14 protein-coding genes are annotated in these 17130 nt (G+C 71.3%); 5 read left to right on the top strand and 9 right to left on the bottom strand.

Features of this window, described 5'->3' with window-relative positions; all coding sequences use genetic code 11:
• Positions 1-41 precede the first annotated feature (41 nt).
• Positions 42-851: a peptidylprolyl isomerase gene (locus tag KIP79_RS01155; protein ID WP_214102756.1), complete on the bottom strand. Its 810-nt coding sequence runs from the start codon at positions 849-851 to the stop codon at positions 42-44.
• Positions 848-4930 carry a glycoside hydrolase family 38 N-terminal domain-containing protein gene (locus tag KIP79_RS01150; protein ID WP_214102755.1) on the bottom strand — a complete coding sequence of 1361 codons (4083 nt, stop codon included), beginning with the start codon at positions 4928-4930 and terminating at the stop codon, positions 848-850. The genes KIP79_RS01155 and KIP79_RS01150 overlap by 4 nt, the downstream gene beginning before the upstream one ends.
• Positions 4931-5049: 119 nt before the next feature.
• Here KIP79_RS01150 and KIP79_RS01145 point away from each other — a divergent pair, with 119 nt between their 5' ends.
• Positions 5050-7305, top strand: coding sequence for a glycoside hydrolase family 3 N-terminal domain-containing protein (locus tag KIP79_RS01145; protein ID WP_250212484.1), 2256 nt, complete (start codon positions 5050-5052; stop codon positions 7303-7305).
• Between the two features lie 8 nt (positions 7306-7313).
• Here the strand turns inward: KIP79_RS01145 and KIP79_RS01140 are convergent, their stop codons facing one another.
• The gene (locus tag KIP79_RS01140) at positions 7314-7724 is read right to left on the bottom strand and encodes a PH domain-containing protein (RefSeq protein ID WP_214102754.1); all 411 of its coding nucleotides are present in this window, start codon (positions 7722-7724) and stop codon (positions 7314-7316) included.
• Positions 7725-7841: 117 nt separating this feature from the next.
• On the opposite strand from KIP79_RS01140, the gene KIP79_RS01135 reads away from it, so the two are divergent.
• The 3 genes from KIP79_RS01135 to KIP79_RS01125 are packed head-to-tail and all read left to right on the top strand — an operon-like array spanning position 7842 to position 10054.
• Complete coding sequence (locus KIP79_RS01135) at positions 7842-7985, top strand: hypothetical protein (protein ID WP_214102753.1); 144 nt, start codon at positions 7842-7844, stop codon at positions 7983-7985.
• Between the two features lie 54 nt (positions 7986-8039).
• Positions 8040-8630, top strand: coding sequence for a VOC family protein (locus KIP79_RS01130; protein WP_214102752.1), 591 nt, complete (start codon positions 8040-8042; stop codon positions 8628-8630).
• 5 nt (positions 8631-8635) lie between these two features.
• The gene (locus KIP79_RS01125; RefSeq protein WP_308169521.1) at positions 8636-10054 is read left to right on the top strand and encodes an AMP-binding protein; all 1419 of its coding nucleotides are present in this window, start codon (positions 8636-8638) and stop codon (positions 10052-10054) included.
• A gap of 197 nt (positions 10055-10251) precedes the next feature.
• Here the strand turns inward: KIP79_RS01125 and KIP79_RS01120 are convergent, their stop codons facing one another.
• The 4 genes from KIP79_RS01120 to KIP79_RS01105 are packed head-to-tail and all read right to left on the bottom strand — an operon-like array spanning position 10252 to position 14022.
• Complete coding sequence (locus tag KIP79_RS01120; RefSeq protein ID WP_214102750.1) at positions 10252-12261, bottom strand: MFS transporter; 2010 nt, start codon at positions 12259-12261, stop codon at positions 10252-10254.
• A 24-nt stretch (positions 12262-12285) separates the two neighbouring features.
• Positions 12286-12435, bottom strand: coding sequence for a hypothetical protein (locus tag KIP79_RS01115; protein WP_214102749.1), 150 nt, complete (start codon positions 12433-12435; stop codon positions 12286-12288).
• Positions 12436-12495: 60 nt separating this feature from the next.
• Entirely contained in the window at positions 12496-13440 is a 945-nt protein-coding gene (locus tag KIP79_RS01110) for a Ppx/GppA family phosphatase (protein ID WP_214102748.1), read from the bottom strand.
• A gap of 42 nt (positions 13441-13482) precedes the next feature.
• Positions 13483-14022, bottom strand: a complete 540-nt coding sequence (locus KIP79_RS01105) for a CGNR zinc finger domain-containing protein (protein ID WP_308169500.1) — start codon at positions 14020-14022, stop codon at positions 13483-13485.
• A 102-nt stretch (positions 14023-14124) separates the two neighbouring features.
• Between KIP79_RS01105 and KIP79_RS01100 the strand changes: the two genes are divergently transcribed.
• On the top strand, positions 14125-14871 hold the full coding sequence (locus KIP79_RS01100; protein ID WP_214102746.1) for a class I SAM-dependent methyltransferase: 747 nt from the start codon (positions 14125-14127) through the stop codon (positions 14869-14871).
• Here the strand turns inward: KIP79_RS01100 and KIP79_RS01095 are convergent.
• On the bottom strand, positions 14860-16017 hold the full coding sequence (locus tag KIP79_RS01095) for a 4-hydroxybenzoate 3-monooxygenase (protein ID WP_214102745.1): 1158 nt from the start codon (positions 16015-16017) through the stop codon (positions 14860-14862). The genes KIP79_RS01100 and KIP79_RS01095 overlap by 12 nt on opposite strands.
• The gene (gene pcaDC / locus KIP79_RS01090; protein WP_214102744.1) at positions 16017-17129 is read right to left on the bottom strand and encodes a bifunctional 3-oxoadipate enol-lactonase/4-carboxymuconolactone decarboxylase PcaDC; all 1113 of its coding nucleotides are present in this window, start codon (positions 17127-17129) and stop codon (positions 16017-16019) included. The genes KIP79_RS01095 and pcaDC overlap by 1 nt, the downstream gene beginning before the upstream one ends.
• Position 17130: the final 1 nt, after the last annotated feature.

Below are 17130 nucleotides of genomic sequence, written 5' to 3'. Positions count from 1 at the left end.
TGATCCTAACTCTGATCGCCTGTCTGCCCCATACGCGTGCGTTAGTGGCGGTGGGTGGCGTCCGGCTGGCGGGGGTCGGCGGGGTGCTCGAACCCCGGCATGAGCCGTACGCACTCGGCCGCGCGAGCCTCCAGCCACTGCCCGAACGCCCGCTCCCGACGCGCGGCGGTCAGCTCGGCCGCGATCGCCTCCCGCACTTCCCGGTACGGCTGACGCCCTCTCCCCTCGATCCGGGTCACGGTCAGCGTCCACGGTCCGCCGGGGCCGTCGATGGGGCCGAGGGTGTCGCCTTCGGCGGCGGCGAAGACGGCGTCCTCGATCGGGCCGGTGAGCTCGCCCCGGCGGATGGGGCCGAGTTCGGCGGTCCACCGCGTCTCCGGCCGCGCGAACCGATCCGGATTTCTCGCGTAATAGTCGTAAATTTCGGGTTCGGGGGTGTTGATGGGGGCGGTGACCTGGTCGAAGACCGCCCGGCCGCAGGCGGTGGCGAGCACGGCGGCGACCACTCCCCCGGTCCGCATCGCCTGCGCCATCGTCAGAACCTCTCCCACCGCCGCGGCCTGCCCCGTCCCCAGAACCTCCCCCGTCCCCAGAACCTCCCCCGTCGTCGGAATCTCAGCCGACGTCTCGGAGAACGTCTGCGCGTACGTCTGCTCGCCGGAAGCGGCGTATTCCTGGGCCACGATCAGTTCGGCCGCCATCAGCTGAACCAGCCACCGCCTCAGGTTGCGCCCTTCCGCGCTGCCCGGGTGCGGGAGCCGGTCTGCCAGAGGCCCGGTACGGAGGGCGGCGAGACGGGCGTCGACCTCGGCCACGGTGATGGGCCTGCCCTGGACTTCGGCGGCGATCATGCGCGTACCTCGACGCCGATGGTCTCGGTGTAGTGCAGCCACCCGGCGCAGGCGACCTTGGCCAGTGCCCACCAGCGGCCGGGACGCCCGGCCATGACGGGGAACCGCACCTCGGCCTCGCCCGCGGCGGGGATCTCCGTGCCGGTGTTCCAGACGGGGAACATGCCGTAGGTCGGCCAGGGGCTGATCAGCTGGACCTGTGCCGAGACCGGCGTCAGCGCGTGGCCGCGCAGCCGGACGACGAACTCGGCCTCCTCTCCGGGCGAGAGCACCAGGGTCCCGGAGGTGGACACGTCGAGTCCGACCGGTTGCGTGCCGCCGACGTGGACGCGGGTGACGTCCTCGTACTCCTGGCCGTCGAAGGCCGTCCGGGCGCGGAGCCAGTACAGCCCGTCCCGTACGCCGGGGGGTGGCGTGACGCGGATGGGCACGGTCGCGTGCCCGCCCGGCGGCAGCGCATAGGGCCGCACGGCCGGTTCGACCAGCCAGCCGTCGGGGCCGACCAGGGTCACCACCCCTTCGGCCGTGTCCTCGGTCAGGCCGGAGGCGATGGAGAAGTTGAGCCCCTCCGGATGTCCGGCGGCGATGGACAGATCGGCGATGGACAGATCGGCGGCGGACAGGTGAAGGGCGACGGGCATGTTGCCCAGCGGCGCGGGCCCCGTGTTGTGGAGCCAGTAGCGCGTGAAGACCGGCTGATGAGGCTCCTTCGCGGGAGATGCCGCTGGTGACGACGGCGTCAGGGACGCGGTGAGGGTGGCGATTTCCATGCCGGTGAGGCGTCGGGGGGCCGGGCTGACCACACTTTCACGCAAGTCGGCCCGCAGCCATCCGCCCAGGGCGACCTCGGCGGACACCCCACGCCCAGGCGCATCCTCGCGCCGCCCACTGCCGGACGCAGCGGTGACCCGACGCCCAGGCACGTCCCCGGCCTGACGACCACCGAACGCGGCGGTGATGTAGGCGGACACCTCACGTCCAAGAGCTTCGTAGAGGCGGAGGGTCACCCCCTCCACCCCGGCCGGACGTCTTCCGGAGGCGATGGGGTTCCCGGCGGCCTTCATCGCGGCCAGGACCACGCCCGGTTCGGTCGACAGGTAGGAGTGTGACCGTTGCGGTCCGGTCAGGCCGCGAACGTGCGGGAGCAGGGGATGGTTGACGTCGTGGCCGTGGCGGACCAGGTCGGCGGCCCGCCAGTCGCCGGGGGCGGCGATCAGGGCGCATTCGAAGGTGTGGGTCCAGTGCTGGAGCTGGAAGTTGCTTCCGTCCGGTGTGGTACGCCGTGGGGGGTCGATCCAGATTCCGGAGGGCCAGCCCGTACAGGACCGCATGAGGGACACGTTCAGCGAACCATCCGGCTCCACGGCGAATCCGGGAATGCCCCGATTTATCAGCCCGATCGTGTAGTCGTCGAAGGACTCCCCAGGCGTGTCCGCTTCGACCACGCCGTCGGCGAGATCCTCGATCAGCGCGTCAACCGCCCCGGGCCCGGCCACGACGAGCACGGGCAGGGCGCGCGGCCCTGCCAGGTTCGCGCTCGGCGTCCAGGCCTCCTGGAGCGGGGTCTCGGCGGACACCCAGACGCGGTCTCCGGCCAGGGCTTCGCCGTCGAGCAGTGCCGCCACGAAGGGGTTGTCCTCGGGGGTGCCGATCGCGATCCGTACGTCGGGCAGGTTGGAATCCACGGCGAGGTTGCCGTAACGGGGGCCGGAGGCGGGCGAGCAGGTGGCGGTGACCCCCTGCCTGACCAAAGCGCTCGCCAGCTCCCGCAGCTGGCCGGGCGAGGTGCCCTCCCCGAACACGATCTCCGCGACCCCGATCGGCCGGGTGCCGATGCGGCAGGTCGTGGAGAGGGCGAACCACTTGTCGCAGGGGTTGTCCAGGGTCCACGGATGCGCGGCCGAGTCGGCCTCGATCAGCGCGAAGCCCCGCCCGACCACGGCCGCTCCGACCTCGCTGACCGGCAGCGCGCCGGGCGCGTGCACCGGCCAGCGGAGCCGCAGGAGCTGGTCGGAGCCGTCGAAGTCGGCGTGGGTGATCAGGTCGACGCGGTCCAGGCCGTCCCAGAGGGTGATCTCCTGCCGGTAGGCGACCGGCCCGGCCTGCCCGGTGACGACCAGCCGCCGCCCGATGGCGCACTCGGCCACCTCGACCGCGGCCGTGGTCTGCCCCGACCCCACCGAGGTCCCTTTGGGCACCAGATGCCAGGGTCCTTCGTGAAATTTCGGGTGGGCCGGGTACTCGTCGTGGACCACGATCTCGTTCCCGACCCGTCCCGGTTGAAGGAGTTCCCGGCCCCGGACCCGCAGGCTGGTGACGCCGCCGCCCCGCGCCGGGTCAACCTCGACCACGTGGGTGGCGTTCTCGATGCGCGTACCGTCCCGGAAGGCCCATCCAGCGGCCTCGCCGGGAGTGAAGGAGAAAGTCAGGTAACCGAAGGCCGGCACGTCCTCGGCGAGGAAGGTGAGGTCGGCCGAGCGGAGACTGCCGTCGGGATGGTGCTGAGCGTTCTCCAGGAGAACCTTCCCGGCGACCCCGTACCAGCCGGGAGGAAAAGTGATGTTGACGCGGACCAGGTCGGTCCGGGGCCAGGAGGAGGGGTTCCAGACGGTGACGCCGTCGGGGCTCAACGCCGCCAGCGAGGTGGTCAGGACGGTCGCGCCCAGGTCGTGGGCTTCCCGCCAGCCGGTGAGCAGGTCCAGGTAGACCTGGTCGGACTCGGAGCCGGTGATGGCGTCGTGGTGGGCGCCGTAGACCAGCTGCCGCCAGGCTTTGTCGAGGAGGGCGTACGGGTAGGGGGTGCCAGTGGTGATCGCGGCCAGGGTGGCGAGCTTCTCGGCGTCGATCAGCTGGGACTCGGCGTGGCGCTGGGCCTGCTTGGTGTCGATGAAGGAGACGTCCTTGCCGGTGTAGACCGGGTTCATGTCGCGGGTCTGCGGCAGCGGTTCCGGCAGTTCGGCGCGTACGGCGGCGAAGAACTCGCGGGGCAGGCCGCAGACCACCCGGGGAGAGACGTAGCGGGTGTTCCAGTCCCGCTGGATCTCCATGATCCACTTGTTGGGCGGGCTGTAGTCGGTGCCCACGGGCAGCAGCACGTTCCGTGTGCTCGCGACCTTCTTCAACGCCAGGAACAGCCGGTACACCTCGGCCTCAGCCTGACCGAGGCTGGTTGCGGAGTCCATCCACCAGCCGGCGCTGTAGTGCCCGGGCATGTAGTGCGTGAGCACCCCGCGCCCGGACGGGGACACCCACGCGAACTCGGCCGGGAACTGCATCCTCGCGGGATCGCCGCCGCCCAGCATCGGCCCCCACTGGTGGTACGGCCCGCGCGCCCACGAACTGGAGTCCAGCCCGGCCTCCGCGACCAGCCCGGGAAACTGCGGATCGTGTCCGAAGGCGTCCAGCTGCCAGGCGGTGCGGGGATCCCCGCCGAGCACGTCCCGCTGGAAGCCGAGCCCGTGCACGAAGTTCCGGATGGTGAGCTCGGCCCCGGTCAGGTTGGTGTTGGGCTCGTTGTACGTCCCGCCCATGATCTCGACCCGCCCCTCGGCGAGCAGCCGCCGCAGGTACGTCCGGTGTTCCGGATGGGCGTCCCAGAAGGGTTTGAGATAGTCCACCTCGGCCAGCACGAACTTGTACTCCGGCTCCCGCCGAGCCGTCTCCAGATGCAGCTTGACCAGCTCGAACCCGGCGTGCTGGAAGTCATTGCGATTGCGCTGCGCGGCCTCCCCGGCGTGGTCCCAGGTGGCCGTGTACGCCGCCTGCGTGTTCCACCAGACCGGGTCGTAGTGGAAGTGCGCCACCATCCACACCGTCCACCCGGGCTCGGCCACCACCAGTTCCCCGGCGGCCTCGGCCTCCCCGGCGGAGACGGTGACCGGCACCCGCGCCCCCGCCGGATGGCCGGCGTCCACCGGGACCTCGACGTGCTCCGAGTCGCCGACGAGGGCGGTCCCCGTCACCCCCTCACCCGTGACCCGGACCGCCGCCCCGGGGACGGGATCCGCCAGGCGCACCCGGATGACCTGGCGGGGGCCTTCGGTGAACAGGTCCGTGGATTCCACCTCAAGGATGCGCATTCCTCGATCATGCACTGAAAGTTTCCGGAGAAGGAGCAGGTCATCCGCACGGGAACCCGCTGTTCATTGACCCGTAAGTGGCGCGTTCGTACGTTCCTCGGGATATCGAGGGAGGATCCATGACATTCCGCCGTGGACGGCTGACGCTCGCCGTCATGTTGCTGGGAACGGTGCTGACCGTGGTGCCGGGGAGGGTGGCCACGGCGGCGGCGTTGCCGTACCAGGATCCGAGCCTGCCGGTGGCGACCAGGGTGAGCGACCTGCTCTCCCGGATGACGCTGGACGACAAGGTCGGGCAGATGACCCAGGCGGACCGGGCCGCCATCGTGCCGGTGTCGGATATCGCCACCTACCGGCTGGGCTCGGTGCTCTCCGGCGGGGGCTCGGCGCCCTCACCGAACACGGCCACGTCCTGGGCGGACATGTACGACAACTTCCAGCGACAGGCCCAGTCCACCCCGCTGGCCATCCCGATGATCTACGGAATCGACGCGGTGCACGGCCACAACAACGTGGTCGGCGCGACGATCTTCCCGCACAACATCGGCCTGGGCGCCAGCAGGGACGCCGACCTGGTGCGGCGCATCGGGCAGGCCACGGCCGAGGAGGTGGCCGGGACCGGCATCGACTGGACCTTCGCCCCCTGCCTGTGCGTGGCCCGCAACGACCGCTGGGGCCGCACGTACGAGTCCTTCGGCGAGGACCCGTCCCTGGTCAGCCCGATGACCTCGATCATCACCGGACTCCAGGGCAGCGGCATCCTGGCCACCGCCAAGCACTACATCGGCGACGGCGGCACGACCAATGGCGTCGACCAGGGCAACACCCAGATCAGCGAGGCCGAGCTGCGCGCGATCCACCTGCCGCCGTTCCAGGCGGCCGTGCAGCGCGGCGTCGGCTCGGTGATGATCTCCTACAGCAGTTGGAACGGCGCCAGGCTGCACGGCCACCGCGCGCTCATCACCGACCTGCTCAAGGGCGAGCTCGGCTTCACCGGGTTCGTGGTCTCCGACTGGGCCGGTATCGACCAGCTCGACGGCGCCACCGGCTTCACGGGCGCGGAGATCACCACGGCGGTGAACGCGGGCATCGACATGGTGATGGTGCCCAACAACTACCGGCAGTTCATCACGCTGGTCAAGCAGGAGGTCCAGGCCGGGCGGATCAGCATGGCCCGGGTGGACGACGCCAACCGCCGCATCCTCACCAAGAAGTTCGAGTACGGCCTGTTCGAGCGCCCGCTCACCGACCGGTCCCTGACCGGCACGGTGGGCAGTGCCGCGCACCGGGCGATCGCCCGGGAGGCGGTGCGCAAGTCGCAGGTGCTGCTGAAGAACGACGGGAACGTGCTGCCGCTGGCCAAGACCGGGGGCAAGATCTTCGTGGCGGGCAAGAGCGCCGACAACATCGGCAACCAGAGCGGTGGGTGGACGATCTCCTGGCAGGGATCGTCGGGGAACATCACCCCCGGGACCACGATCCTCCAGGGCATCCGGGACACGGTCGGGTCGGGGACCCAGGTCACCTACGAAGCCGGCGGGAACGGGATCGACTCGACCTTCCGGGCGGCCATCGCGGTGGTCGGCGAGACGCCGTACGCGGAGGGGCAGGGGGACCGGACCGGGTCGATGGGGCTGGACAGCACCGATCTGGCCACGTTGCAGCGGTTGCAGGCGTCCGGGGTGCCGGTGATCGTGGTGCTGGTGTCGGGGCGGCCGATGGACATCGCCTCGCAGCTCGGGAACTGGCGGGCGCTGGTCGCCGCCTGGCTGCCGGGTACGGAGGGGCGTGGCGTGGCCGACGTGCTCTTCGGGGACTACGCGCCGACCGGGAAGCTGCCGATGACCTGGATGAACAGCGTCAGCCAGCAGCCGATCAACGCGGGGGACGGTAAGACGGGCCTGTTCCCGCAGGGCTTCGGCCTGACCTACTCCGGCCCCTCCCCCAGCCCGTCACCGTCCCCATCTCCGAGTCCGTCGCCGTCGCCCAGCCCGTCCCCGTCGCCATCCCCGTCGCCCAGCCCATCGCCATCGCCGTCCCCGTCGCCTTCTCCCACGACCGGCTGTTCGGTCGCCTACCGCCTCAACTCCTGGGGCACCGGTTTCACCGCCGACGTCACCATCACCAACCGCTCGTCGGCCGCCATCACGGGCTGGACCCTCCGGTGGACCTTCCCCGGCAACCAGCAGGTCACCAACGCCTGGAACGCCACGATCACCCAGTCCGGCCAGCAGGTCACCGCCGTCAACGTCGACCACAACCGGACGATCGCCGTCAGCGGCACGGCCAACTTCGGCTTCCAGGGCACCTACTCCGGCACCAACACCACACCGCCGTCATTCACCCTTAACGGCACAAACTGCGCAATAGTGTAAAAGTCTGTTCAAGGACGCATACGCATGAGGACCTCGGCGACCGGCACCACCGGCTCGCCGAGGTCGAACTTGCTGAACAGGTGCACGTTCTCCCCGGTGTCGAGTTCCAGCAGCTCCATGCGGGCCCCGTACCGGGCCCGCGAGTCCACCCGGATGCGCTCGATCTCCGGCCACGGGATGCGCAGCCGTCCCGCGAACCCGGACACCACCGTGACTCCGTCGGCGTCGGCGGCCAGCCGTACCCGGGCGAGCAGGTCGCGGACGGTGAGCACGAGCAGCGCGAGCGCGCCGACCCCGGCCAGGAAGAGGCCGCGCCCGTCCGCGGTGAGCGCGAGCACCAGCAGCACGGCGGTGCCCACGGCCTTCAGGATGATGATCACCGGCGCCACCCGCCACTCCCGCGGCGAAAGATCCACCATGCCGTCAGCCTAACCGGCACCGCGCGGGCCCAGCCCGTTGACGTGCGAAGGCGGATATTTTGGGAAGAAAGCCCAGGCGCGCCACCCCGCGCGCATCCCGAAACCGCCGGAGGGTCGATGAGCAGGCAGATCGGCAACGGGTACCCAGGCCTCACCCTCGTGGAGTTGGAAGCGCGGGTCCGCGGTCTTGAAACGCAGGTGGCCCACCTGACGGAGATGCTGGAGGCGCTGACCGAGGAAGCCCCGCCGCCAGTTAGTTGAAATTTCTATCGGTTCGCTCTCCCCAGATCAGCCGGGAGAGCGTACGTTCGAGGCATGGCCACGACACCCGATCCCGTGCACTGGCGTGGAGTGCACCATCTTGCCCTGGTCACCCCGGACATGGACGCGACCGTGCGGTTCTGGCACGGCGTGCTGGACGCGCGGCTGGTGACCACCCTGGCCACGCCCGAGTTCCGGCACTACTTCTTCGAGGTGGCCCCAGGTAACACGATCGCCTTCTTCGAGTTCACCGGGAAGGAGCTGGCCACCTTCGCCAAACCGGCCGGTGTGCCGTACGAGCATGCCTCGCAGTTCGACCACCTGTCGCTGCACCTGCCGGACGAGGAGGCGCTGCTGCGCCTGCGGGAGCGGCTCAAGGCGCACGACTGCGAGGTCACCGACGTCATCGACCACGGCTTCCTGCTGTCGATCTACTTCAGCGACCCGAGCGGCATCGCGCTGGAGGCCAGCTACTGGCGGGTGGACCCGACCGGGCGGCCGGTCGACTACACCGACTCGCGGCTCTTCCTCGACCCCAACCCGGTCCCGGCCGTGGTGGAACTGCGGGAGACCGGGCAGCTCGACCACACCGTGCCGACCCAGCTGGTCGACTCGATCATCGAGGACATCCGGCGGTCCACGTAGACACCATCCCGGGACTGCTGCGGGCCGCGGCCGATCGCGACCCCCGCGGCGTCTGGCTCCGCGCCGACGGCGGCTCCCTGACCTTCGCGGGAGCCGCCGCGCGTACCGCCGTGACCGTGGCGAGGCTGCGCGCGCTGGGGGTGCGCGAGGGCGACCGGGTGCTGGCCACGGCGCGCAACACGCCACCGTACCTGCTGATCTGGCTGGCGCTGACCGCCATGGGCGCGGTCGCGGTCTACGTCAACCCGGCGAGCGCCCCGGCCGAGCTGGCGGGGCTGACCCGGCAGACCCGGCCGCGGCTGACCGTCGGCGACGACCTGGCGGAGCAACTGGCCGGGGACTGGACCGCGCCGGTGGACGCCGAGCTCGCGGTCGAGGCCGGGCCGGACGACCTGGCCACGCTCATCCCCACCTCAGGGACCACCGGTCGTTCCAAGCTGGTGATGCAGACCCACCGGGCGTACGCGCTGGCGGGCGAGGGTTTCCCGTACTGGATGAAGCTGACCGCCGAGGACCGGCTGATGACCTCGCTGCCGCTCTTCCACATCAACGCGCCCGCGTACTCGGTGCTCGGCTCACTGGCCTGCGGCGCCGGGCTGATCCTGCTGGAGCGCTTCTCGGCGAGCGGTTTCCTGGAGGCGGCCCGCCGCCACGGCGCCACCGAGTTCAACGCGATCGGCGCGATGCTGGAGATCCTCATGCGCCGCCCGGAACACCCGGACGACGCCGACACCCCGCTCCGCCTCTGCTACACCGGCCCCGCCCCCGCCCGGGAGCGCCAGCTGGAGATCGAACGCCGTTTCGGCCTGCGCGTCGTCGTCGGCTACGCCCTCTCCGAGTCCCCCTACGGCCTCATCTGGCCGCACGGCTCCCGCCCCTTCGGCACCCTCGGCACGGTCCGCCAGCACCCCGCCCTCGGCACGATCAACCATGCCAGGATCAAGGACGGCGAACTCCTCCTCCGCAACCCCGTGATCACCCCCGGCTACTGGGAGATGCCCGAGGAGACCGCCCAGGTGATCACCGAGGACGGCTGGCTCCGCACCGGCGACCTGGTGACCGTGGACGACGAGGGCGTCTACACCTTCGTCTCCCGCCGCAAGGAGGTGCTCCGGCGGCGCGGCGAGAACCTCTCCCCACTGGAGGTGGAGGAGGTCCTCACGGCCCACCCCGCCGTCCTCGAATGCGCGGTCATCGGCGTCCCCTCCGAACTCTCCGAGGAGGAGATCAAGGCGTTCGTCGTCCCCGCGAACGGCCCCCTCGACTTCGCCGACCTCCACGCCTGGGCCACCGCCCACCTGGCCCCCTTCAAGGTCCCCCGCTACTGGCAGACGGTGGAGGCCCTCCCCCGCACCCCCACCGCCCGCGTGGCCAAACACCTGCTCTCCCGAGATCCCGGCGACTACGACGCCGAGAACCCCTAGATCCGGAAGAACAGGTTCAGGAAGCGGCCGGACAGGGTCAGGTCGCCGCGTACGGTGCCGAAGTTGCCGCGGCCGAAGGTGGTGAGGACCATGGTGGCGGCGTCGAACTCGATGATCGTGGGGAGGTCGCCGAGGGGGCCTCGACGGCAACCTCCCCGTCGAGGTCAATTGAAGATTCAATCAAATTCGGGAGAGTGTCAAGGGGAGGTTCTGTCCGGGGAGACCGCGCGGGCGTCGGCGTCGCAGCCGACGGTCTCGGTGGCCAGGCGGGCGAGCAGGCGGGTGAGTTCGGGGTGGGCGTCGGGGTCCCAGCCGTCGAGGTGGCGGGCCAGGGCCTGGCGGCGGATGCCGATCATGCGGCGGGCCGCGCGCAGGCCCGGCGCGGTGATCACCAGCAGCGGCCCGGTCCGTTCCACCAGGCCGCGCTCCACCAGCGGCTGCACGTACGGCATGCCCTGCTCCACCGTGATCCCCGCCCGCTCGGCGAGGACCGCGCGCGCCACCCGGCCCTCCCTGGCCACCCGGCAGAGCGTCCAGGTGGTGCCGGCCGAGAAGTCGTACCCGGCGCGGTGGGCCAGGTCGGTGTAGAGGGCGACGGCCCCCGGGTCGGTGCGCATCAGGCGGCTGAGGGCGCGTTCGATCTCGGCCTGGGAGGTGGGCCCGCGCGGGCAGCCGTACCCGTCGCCAAGGTCGGTGGCGGCGCTGTGGGCGGTGGTGCGGAGCGGCAGTTCGCGCAGGAGCCAGGCGAGCAGGAAGCCGACGAAGGCGACAGGGGCGGCGACCAGGAAGATGGCGGTGATCGACTCGGCGTAGGCGTGCACCACCGGGCCGACCAGTGCGGGCGGCAGCGCGCGCACCGCCTTCGGGTCGCCCTGGACGGCGGCGGGGTCGAAGCCGGGCGGCAGGCCGAGGCCGTGCCGGAGGGTGTCGGCCAGGCGGCCGGCGAAGACCGAGCCGAAGACGGAGACGCCGAACGCGCCGCCGATCGAGCGGCTGAAGGCGATCGAGGAGGTGGCCACCCCGAGGTCGGTGTAGCCGACCACGTTCTGCACCGCGATCACCAGCACCTGGTTGACCATGCCGAGCCCGGCGCCGAGCAGGAAGAAGTACAGGCCGCACAGGGCCAGCGGGGTGGTCTCGTCGATGGTGTGCAGGAGCAGCATGGCCACGGTGGTCACGGCCAGGCCGATGATGGGGAAGACCCGGTAGCGGCCGGTCCTGCTGATGAGGCGGCCGGAGGTGATGGACATGCCGAGCAGGCCGACCATGAGCGGGAGCAGGTAGAGGCCGGAGGCGGTGGCCGAGACGCCGTGCGCGACCTGGAGGAAGAGGGGCAGGTAGGCGAGCGAGCCCATCATCGCGAACCCGGTGACGACGGCGATCAGGACGGCCACCCGGAAGACGTCCACGCGGAGCAGCCGCAGCGGCAGCACCGGCTCGGCCGCGCGCCGCTCCACCAGGGCGAAGATCGAGATCAGGGCGAGGGTCAGCGCGGCCAGGCCGAGGATCTCAGGGGAGCTCCAGGCGTACTGGGTGCCGGCCCAGGTGCTGATCAGCACGACGCAGGTCACGGCGGCGGTGAGCACGGCGGCGCCGAGGTAGTCGATGGTCTGCCGGGCCTGCCCGTCCCGGCGGGGCAGGACGAGCGCGATGGCGGTCAGCGCGGCGGCGCCGATCGGCAGGTTGACGTAGAAGACCCAGCGCCAGGTGAGGTGGTCCACGAACAGGCCGCCGACCAGCGGGCCGATGACGCTGGCGAAGGCGTAGACGCCGCCGAACAGGCCCTGGTAGCGGCCCCGGTCGCGGGGGGCCATCACGTCGCCGACGATGGCCATGGCCAGCACGATGAGGCCGCCGCCGCCCAGCCCCTGGACCGCGCGGAAGGCGATCAGCTCGCTCAGGCTCCTGGCCTGGCCGCAGAGCACCGAGCCGATCAGGAAGAGGACGATGGCGGCCTGGAAGAGGCCCTTGCGGCCGTACTGGTCGCCCAGTTTGCCCCAGAGGGGGGCGGAGACCGTGGTGGTCAGCAGGTACGCGGTGACCACCACGGACAGGTGGCTGAGGCCGCCGAACTCGCCGACGATGGTGGGCAGCGCGGTGGAGACGATGGTCTGGTCGAGGGCGGCCAGCAGGAGGGCCAGCATCAGCGCAGAGATGATCACCAGCACGCCGCGCTCGGCGGCGGTCGGCTCTCCCGGACCTCCCATAGGTCACAATGTCCCCGGATGACCTTATTTCATGCTTGGTGTCCTTTTGTAGGCGATGGTGGCCGCCAGCACGGCCAGCCCGACCAGCGTCATGATCGAGATCAGCAGCAGTGCCAGCACCGCCAGCCCCACGACCACCAGAATGGACATCAGTACGCCTGCCAGGTCGACCAATACGCCTCCTCCCCGATCCTTTTGAAGCGCTTGCCCGATCTATCCGAATGCACTCCTTACCTATTCGCCAGGTGAGGCCCCTCCCGGAAGCACGTCCAACCGGCGCAGGATGACGCCCTCGCGGAGCGCCCAGGGGCAGATCTCCAGGACGGGCAGCTCGTACAGGTCCATGGTGGCGTCGGCGACCAGGGCACCGGCCAGCAGCTGGGCGGCCCGGCCGGCGGAGACCCCCGGCAGGGTGCCGCGCTGGGCGGCGGTCATGTCGGCCAGCTTGGCCGTCCAGTGGCTGACCGACTCGTGGGTGAGCGTGCGCTTGGCGTACGTGCCCTCGCTGGAGGGGGCGGCGCCGCCGATCCTGGCCAGCTGGCGGAAGGTCTTGGAGGTGGCCACGGCGTGGTCGGGCCGGCCGTACCGGATGACGTCGCCGACGCTGCGGCCGATCACGGCGCGGATGTGCCGGCGCAGGGCGCGCACCTCGTCCCTGGACGGCGGGTCGGCGGTGAACCACTCGCGGGTCAGCCGTCCGGCCCCGAGCGGGAGCGAGACGGCGGTGTCGGGCCGCTCGTCGATGCCGGAGGCGATCTCCAGCGAGCCGCCGCCGATGTCCAGCACCAGCAGCCGCCCCGACGACCAGCCAAACCACCGCCGCACCGCGAGGAAGGTCAGCCGGGCCTCGTCGGTGCCGCTGAGCACCTCGATGTCCACCTGGGTGTCGGCCCTGATCTGGCTGAGCACCTCCTCCCCGTTGACCGCGTCCCGCACGGCCGAGGTGGCGAACGCGATCAGCTCCTCCACGCCCTTGTCCTCGGCGATCCGCAGCGCCTCCTGGACGAATCCGTGCAGTTGCTCGGCCCCGCCGGCGGAGAGCCGGTCCCCGTCCAGATGCTCGGCCAGCCGCAGCTCCACCTTGTGGGAATAGGCGGGCAACGGCCTGGCTCCCCGGTGCGCGTCCATCACCAGCAGGTGCACCGTGTTGGAGCCGACATCGAGGACACCAAGTCGCATGCCTGCGACGCTACCGCCTGCTCACAACCCTTCATCCCTCCGTTATCGCTCCTTGATCAGCCCGCGATCTCGGAACGCGGCGGTCTTCACCCGGTTCTGGCAGGCGGTGGAGCAGTACCGCCGGGTGCCGTTGCGGGAGACGTCCACGTAGACGCGGTCGCAGCGGCCCGCCGTGCAGACGCCGAGGCGGTCGTGGAGTTCGCTGCCGAGCACGATGGCCAGGCCGGTGGCGCAGGAGGCCGCCCAGTCCCCGCCCAGGGTGCCGCCGGTGCCGTGGAAGTGCAGGTGCCAGGGTTCGCCGTCGTGGCGGTCCAGGTGCGGGCGGGCCTCGGTGTCCCGCAGCAGCCGGTTGAGCCGCCCGGCGGCCCGGTCCAGGTCCCCCGCCGCCACCGCGTCGAAGACCTGGCGCAACCGCGCGGCGTACCGCTCCAGCTCGTCGGCCTCCTCCTCGGTGATCTCCCGCCGCATGCGCAACGCCTCGGCCACGGCCGCGCGCCGCGCCTCCCCCTCGGGGATCCGGTACGGCCTGCCCCGCCGTTCCCCTGGGGTGAGGGTGTTGACCAGGGCCACGGCCACGGCCACCACCAAATCTGAGTGACTGTTGAAGTTCACTTGACCAGTTACATTCTCGGTTCTACGTTGGTGACTGTCGAAATGATAGACGACAGTGACAGAGGAGTTGACATGCTGACCCGCGAGCGCGCCCACACCTGGATCGAGCGCTGGGACCGGCAGCAGGAGGGCTACCTGCCCTACCGGGAGGAGCGCTTCACCGCACTGATCGACGCGGTCGCGGCCCACCGGCCAGACCCGCTGGTGATCGACCTGGGCTGCGGCCCCGGCTCGCTGTCCGCCCGGCTGCTGGCGCGCCTCCCGGAGGCGACCGTGGTGGCCGTGGACACCGACCCGCTGCTGCTCGCCCTGGGCGAGGCCGAGTACGGCCACCTGCCCGGCCTCCGCTTCGTCCGCCAGGACCTGCGCGAGCCCGGCTGGACGGCGGCGCTGGGCCTGGACCGCCCGGCCGACGCGGCGGTCAGCACCACCGCCCTGCACTGGATCTCAGAACCGTCGCTCAGAGCCGTGTACGCCGAACTGGCCGGGGTGCTCCACCCCGGCGGCATGTATCTCAACGGCGACCACCTGGCGGCCTCCGCGCCCCGCCTCCGCCGCCTGGAGGAGTCCCTGGCCGACCAGGCCACCGCGCGCCGGTACGGCGACGCACCGCCCGAGGACTGGTCCCAGTGGTGGGGCGCCGTCGCCGCGGACCCCGACCTGGGCCCGCTCGTCCTGGACCGCTCCGCCACCCACCACGGCTCGGAGTCCCTGCTGCTGGACAGCCACGTCACGGCCCTGCGCGCGGCCGGGTTCACCGAGATCGGCCCCCTCTGGCAGCGCGGCAACGACCGGGTGCTCTGCGCGCTACTGCCGTAGGGCGACGCCGGTGTAGTTCTCCGCCAGTTCGGCCGCGGCGTGCCGGGAGGTGGCGATGCGGTCGAGCTGGGAGAGCTGGAGGCGGGTGTCGAAGCCGGTCTGGCCGGGGGCCAGGTGGAGCAGGGTGGTCATGAAGTAGGAGAAGTGCTCGGCGCGCCAGACGCGGCGCAGGCAGGTGTCGGAGTAGGCGTCCAGGAGGTCGGTGGCGCCGGTTCTCCGCCAGTGTTCCAGGGCTTCGGCGAGGACGACGACGTCGGCCACGGCGAGGTTGAGGCCCTTGGCGCCGGTCGGGGGGACGATGTGGGCGGCGTCGCCGGCCAGGAACAGGCGGTCGTGGCGCATGGGCTCGGTGACGAAGCTGCGCATGGGCGTGACGGCCTTCTGGGTGATCGGGCCGCGGGAGAGCTTCCAGTCGCCGTCCACCGCGAAGCGGGCCTCCAGTTCGTCCCAGATACGGTCGTCCGGCCAGTGTTCCGGGTCGGCGTCGTTGGGCACCTGGAGGTAGAGGCGGCTGACCGTGGCCGAGCGCATGCTGTGCAGGGCGAAGCCGCGTTCTGAGTGGGCGTAGATGAGCTCCTCGCAGGAGGGCGGCACGTCGGCCAGGATGCCCAGCCAGGAGTAGGGGTACTCCCGCTCGTAGACCCGGGCGTTCGGCAGGGCGGCCCGGGAGATGCCGTGGAAGCCGTCGCAGCCGACCACGAACTCGCAGGTCAGCTTCTCCTCGACGCCGTCGCGGAGGAAGCGGACCAGGCCGTCCTCGATGCCGACGGCCTGGGTCTCGAACAGCAGCGGGCCGCCCTCGGCCAGCTGGAGCGCGACCAGGTCCTTCACGATCTCGGTCTGCGCGTAGATCATGACGCTCCGGCCGCCGGTGAGGTCCGGGAAGTCCAGGCGGTGGGCCCGCCGGTCGAAGCGGAGCTCGATGCCGTGGTGGACCAGACCCTCCCGGTCCAGCCGGGCGGCGGCCCCGGCGGCGCGGAGCGCGTCCACGGTGGTCTGCTCCAGCATGCCGGCCCGCTGGCGGTGCTCCACGTACGCGCGGTCGCGGTGTTCCAGCACGACCGAGTCGATGCCGGCGTTGTGCAGCAGGCGCGCGAGCAGCAGCCCGGCCGGGCCGGCTCCGATGATGGCGACGGTGGCGTGCATCAGGTCCTCCCGTGGGGGTGCTGCTCCAGGGTCCGCTGGGCGACGGCGAAGGCGGAATTGGCGGCGGGGACTCCACAGTAGACGGCGCTCTGGAGCAGCACCTCCTTGATCTCGTCGGGCGTGAGACCGTTGCGGAGTGCCGCCTTCACGTGCATGGCCAGTTCTTCCAGGTGGCCGCCCGCGACCAGGGCGGTGAGCGTGATGCAGCTGCGGGTGCGGCGGTCCAGTCCTGGGCGGGTCCAGATCTCGCCCCAGGCGTACCGGGTGATGAGGTCCTGGAAGTCGGCGGTGAAGTCGGTGGTTCTGGCGATGGCGCGGTCGACGTGGTCGTCGCCCAGGACCGCCCGGCGTACGGCCATGCCCTCCTCGGCGGGCAGGTGGGCACGGAGGGCGGCCAGTACGGCGGCGGGCTGTTCCACCGGGGCCAGGTGGGCGGCTCGGGCGATCTCGACCAGGGTGGCGTCCGGGATGGCGTCGGCGAGTTCCCTGGCCAGGGGCGGTGGGGTCGCGGGGTCCTCGCGCCCGGCCACGACGAGGGTGGGGGCGGTGATGCGCGGGAGGTCGCGGTGCAGGTCGTAGGCGGCGAGCGCGTCGCAGCAGGCGGCGTAGGCCTCGGGGTCGGCCGCGCGCAGGTCGGTGATCATGCGCTGCGCGGCGGGAGTGTCCGCGCCGGCCGGGGTGAACCATCGCGTGAGCGCGGATTCGGCCAGCCAGTCCGTGCCTTCGGCACGGACCCGGCGGGCCCTCTCCCGCCAGTTCTCGGGTTCGCCGAAGCGCGCGGCCGAGCAGATCATGGCCAGGGACCGGACCCGGGTGGCGTGGTGGACGGCGAGCCAGCCGCCGATCGCCCCGCCCAGGGAGATCCCGGCGTAGTGGAACCGGGCGATCCCGAGCTCGTCGGCCACGCCCAGGACGAGATCCGCCAGCTCGCGCACGGTGGCCAGGTCGCGGAAGGCGGACCCGCCGTGCCCCGGCAGGTCGAACCTGACCACCCGGAAATGTCGCCCGAGTTCCCGGGCCTGGGCCTCCCAGACGGCGAGGGAGGTGCCCAGCGACGGCCCGAGCAGCAGCGGCGGAGCGCCGGCGGGGCCGTTCACCTGGTAGTGCAGCAAG

The sequence above is a fragment of the Acrocarpospora catenulata genome, from assembly GCF_018476525.1.
GTDB lineage: Bacteria > Actinomycetota > Actinomycetes > Streptosporangiales > Streptosporangiaceae > Acrocarpospora > Acrocarpospora catenulata.
The sequence above is the reverse complement of the archived record's forward strand: the minus strand, read 5'-3'. Positions and strand labels throughout refer to the sequence as shown.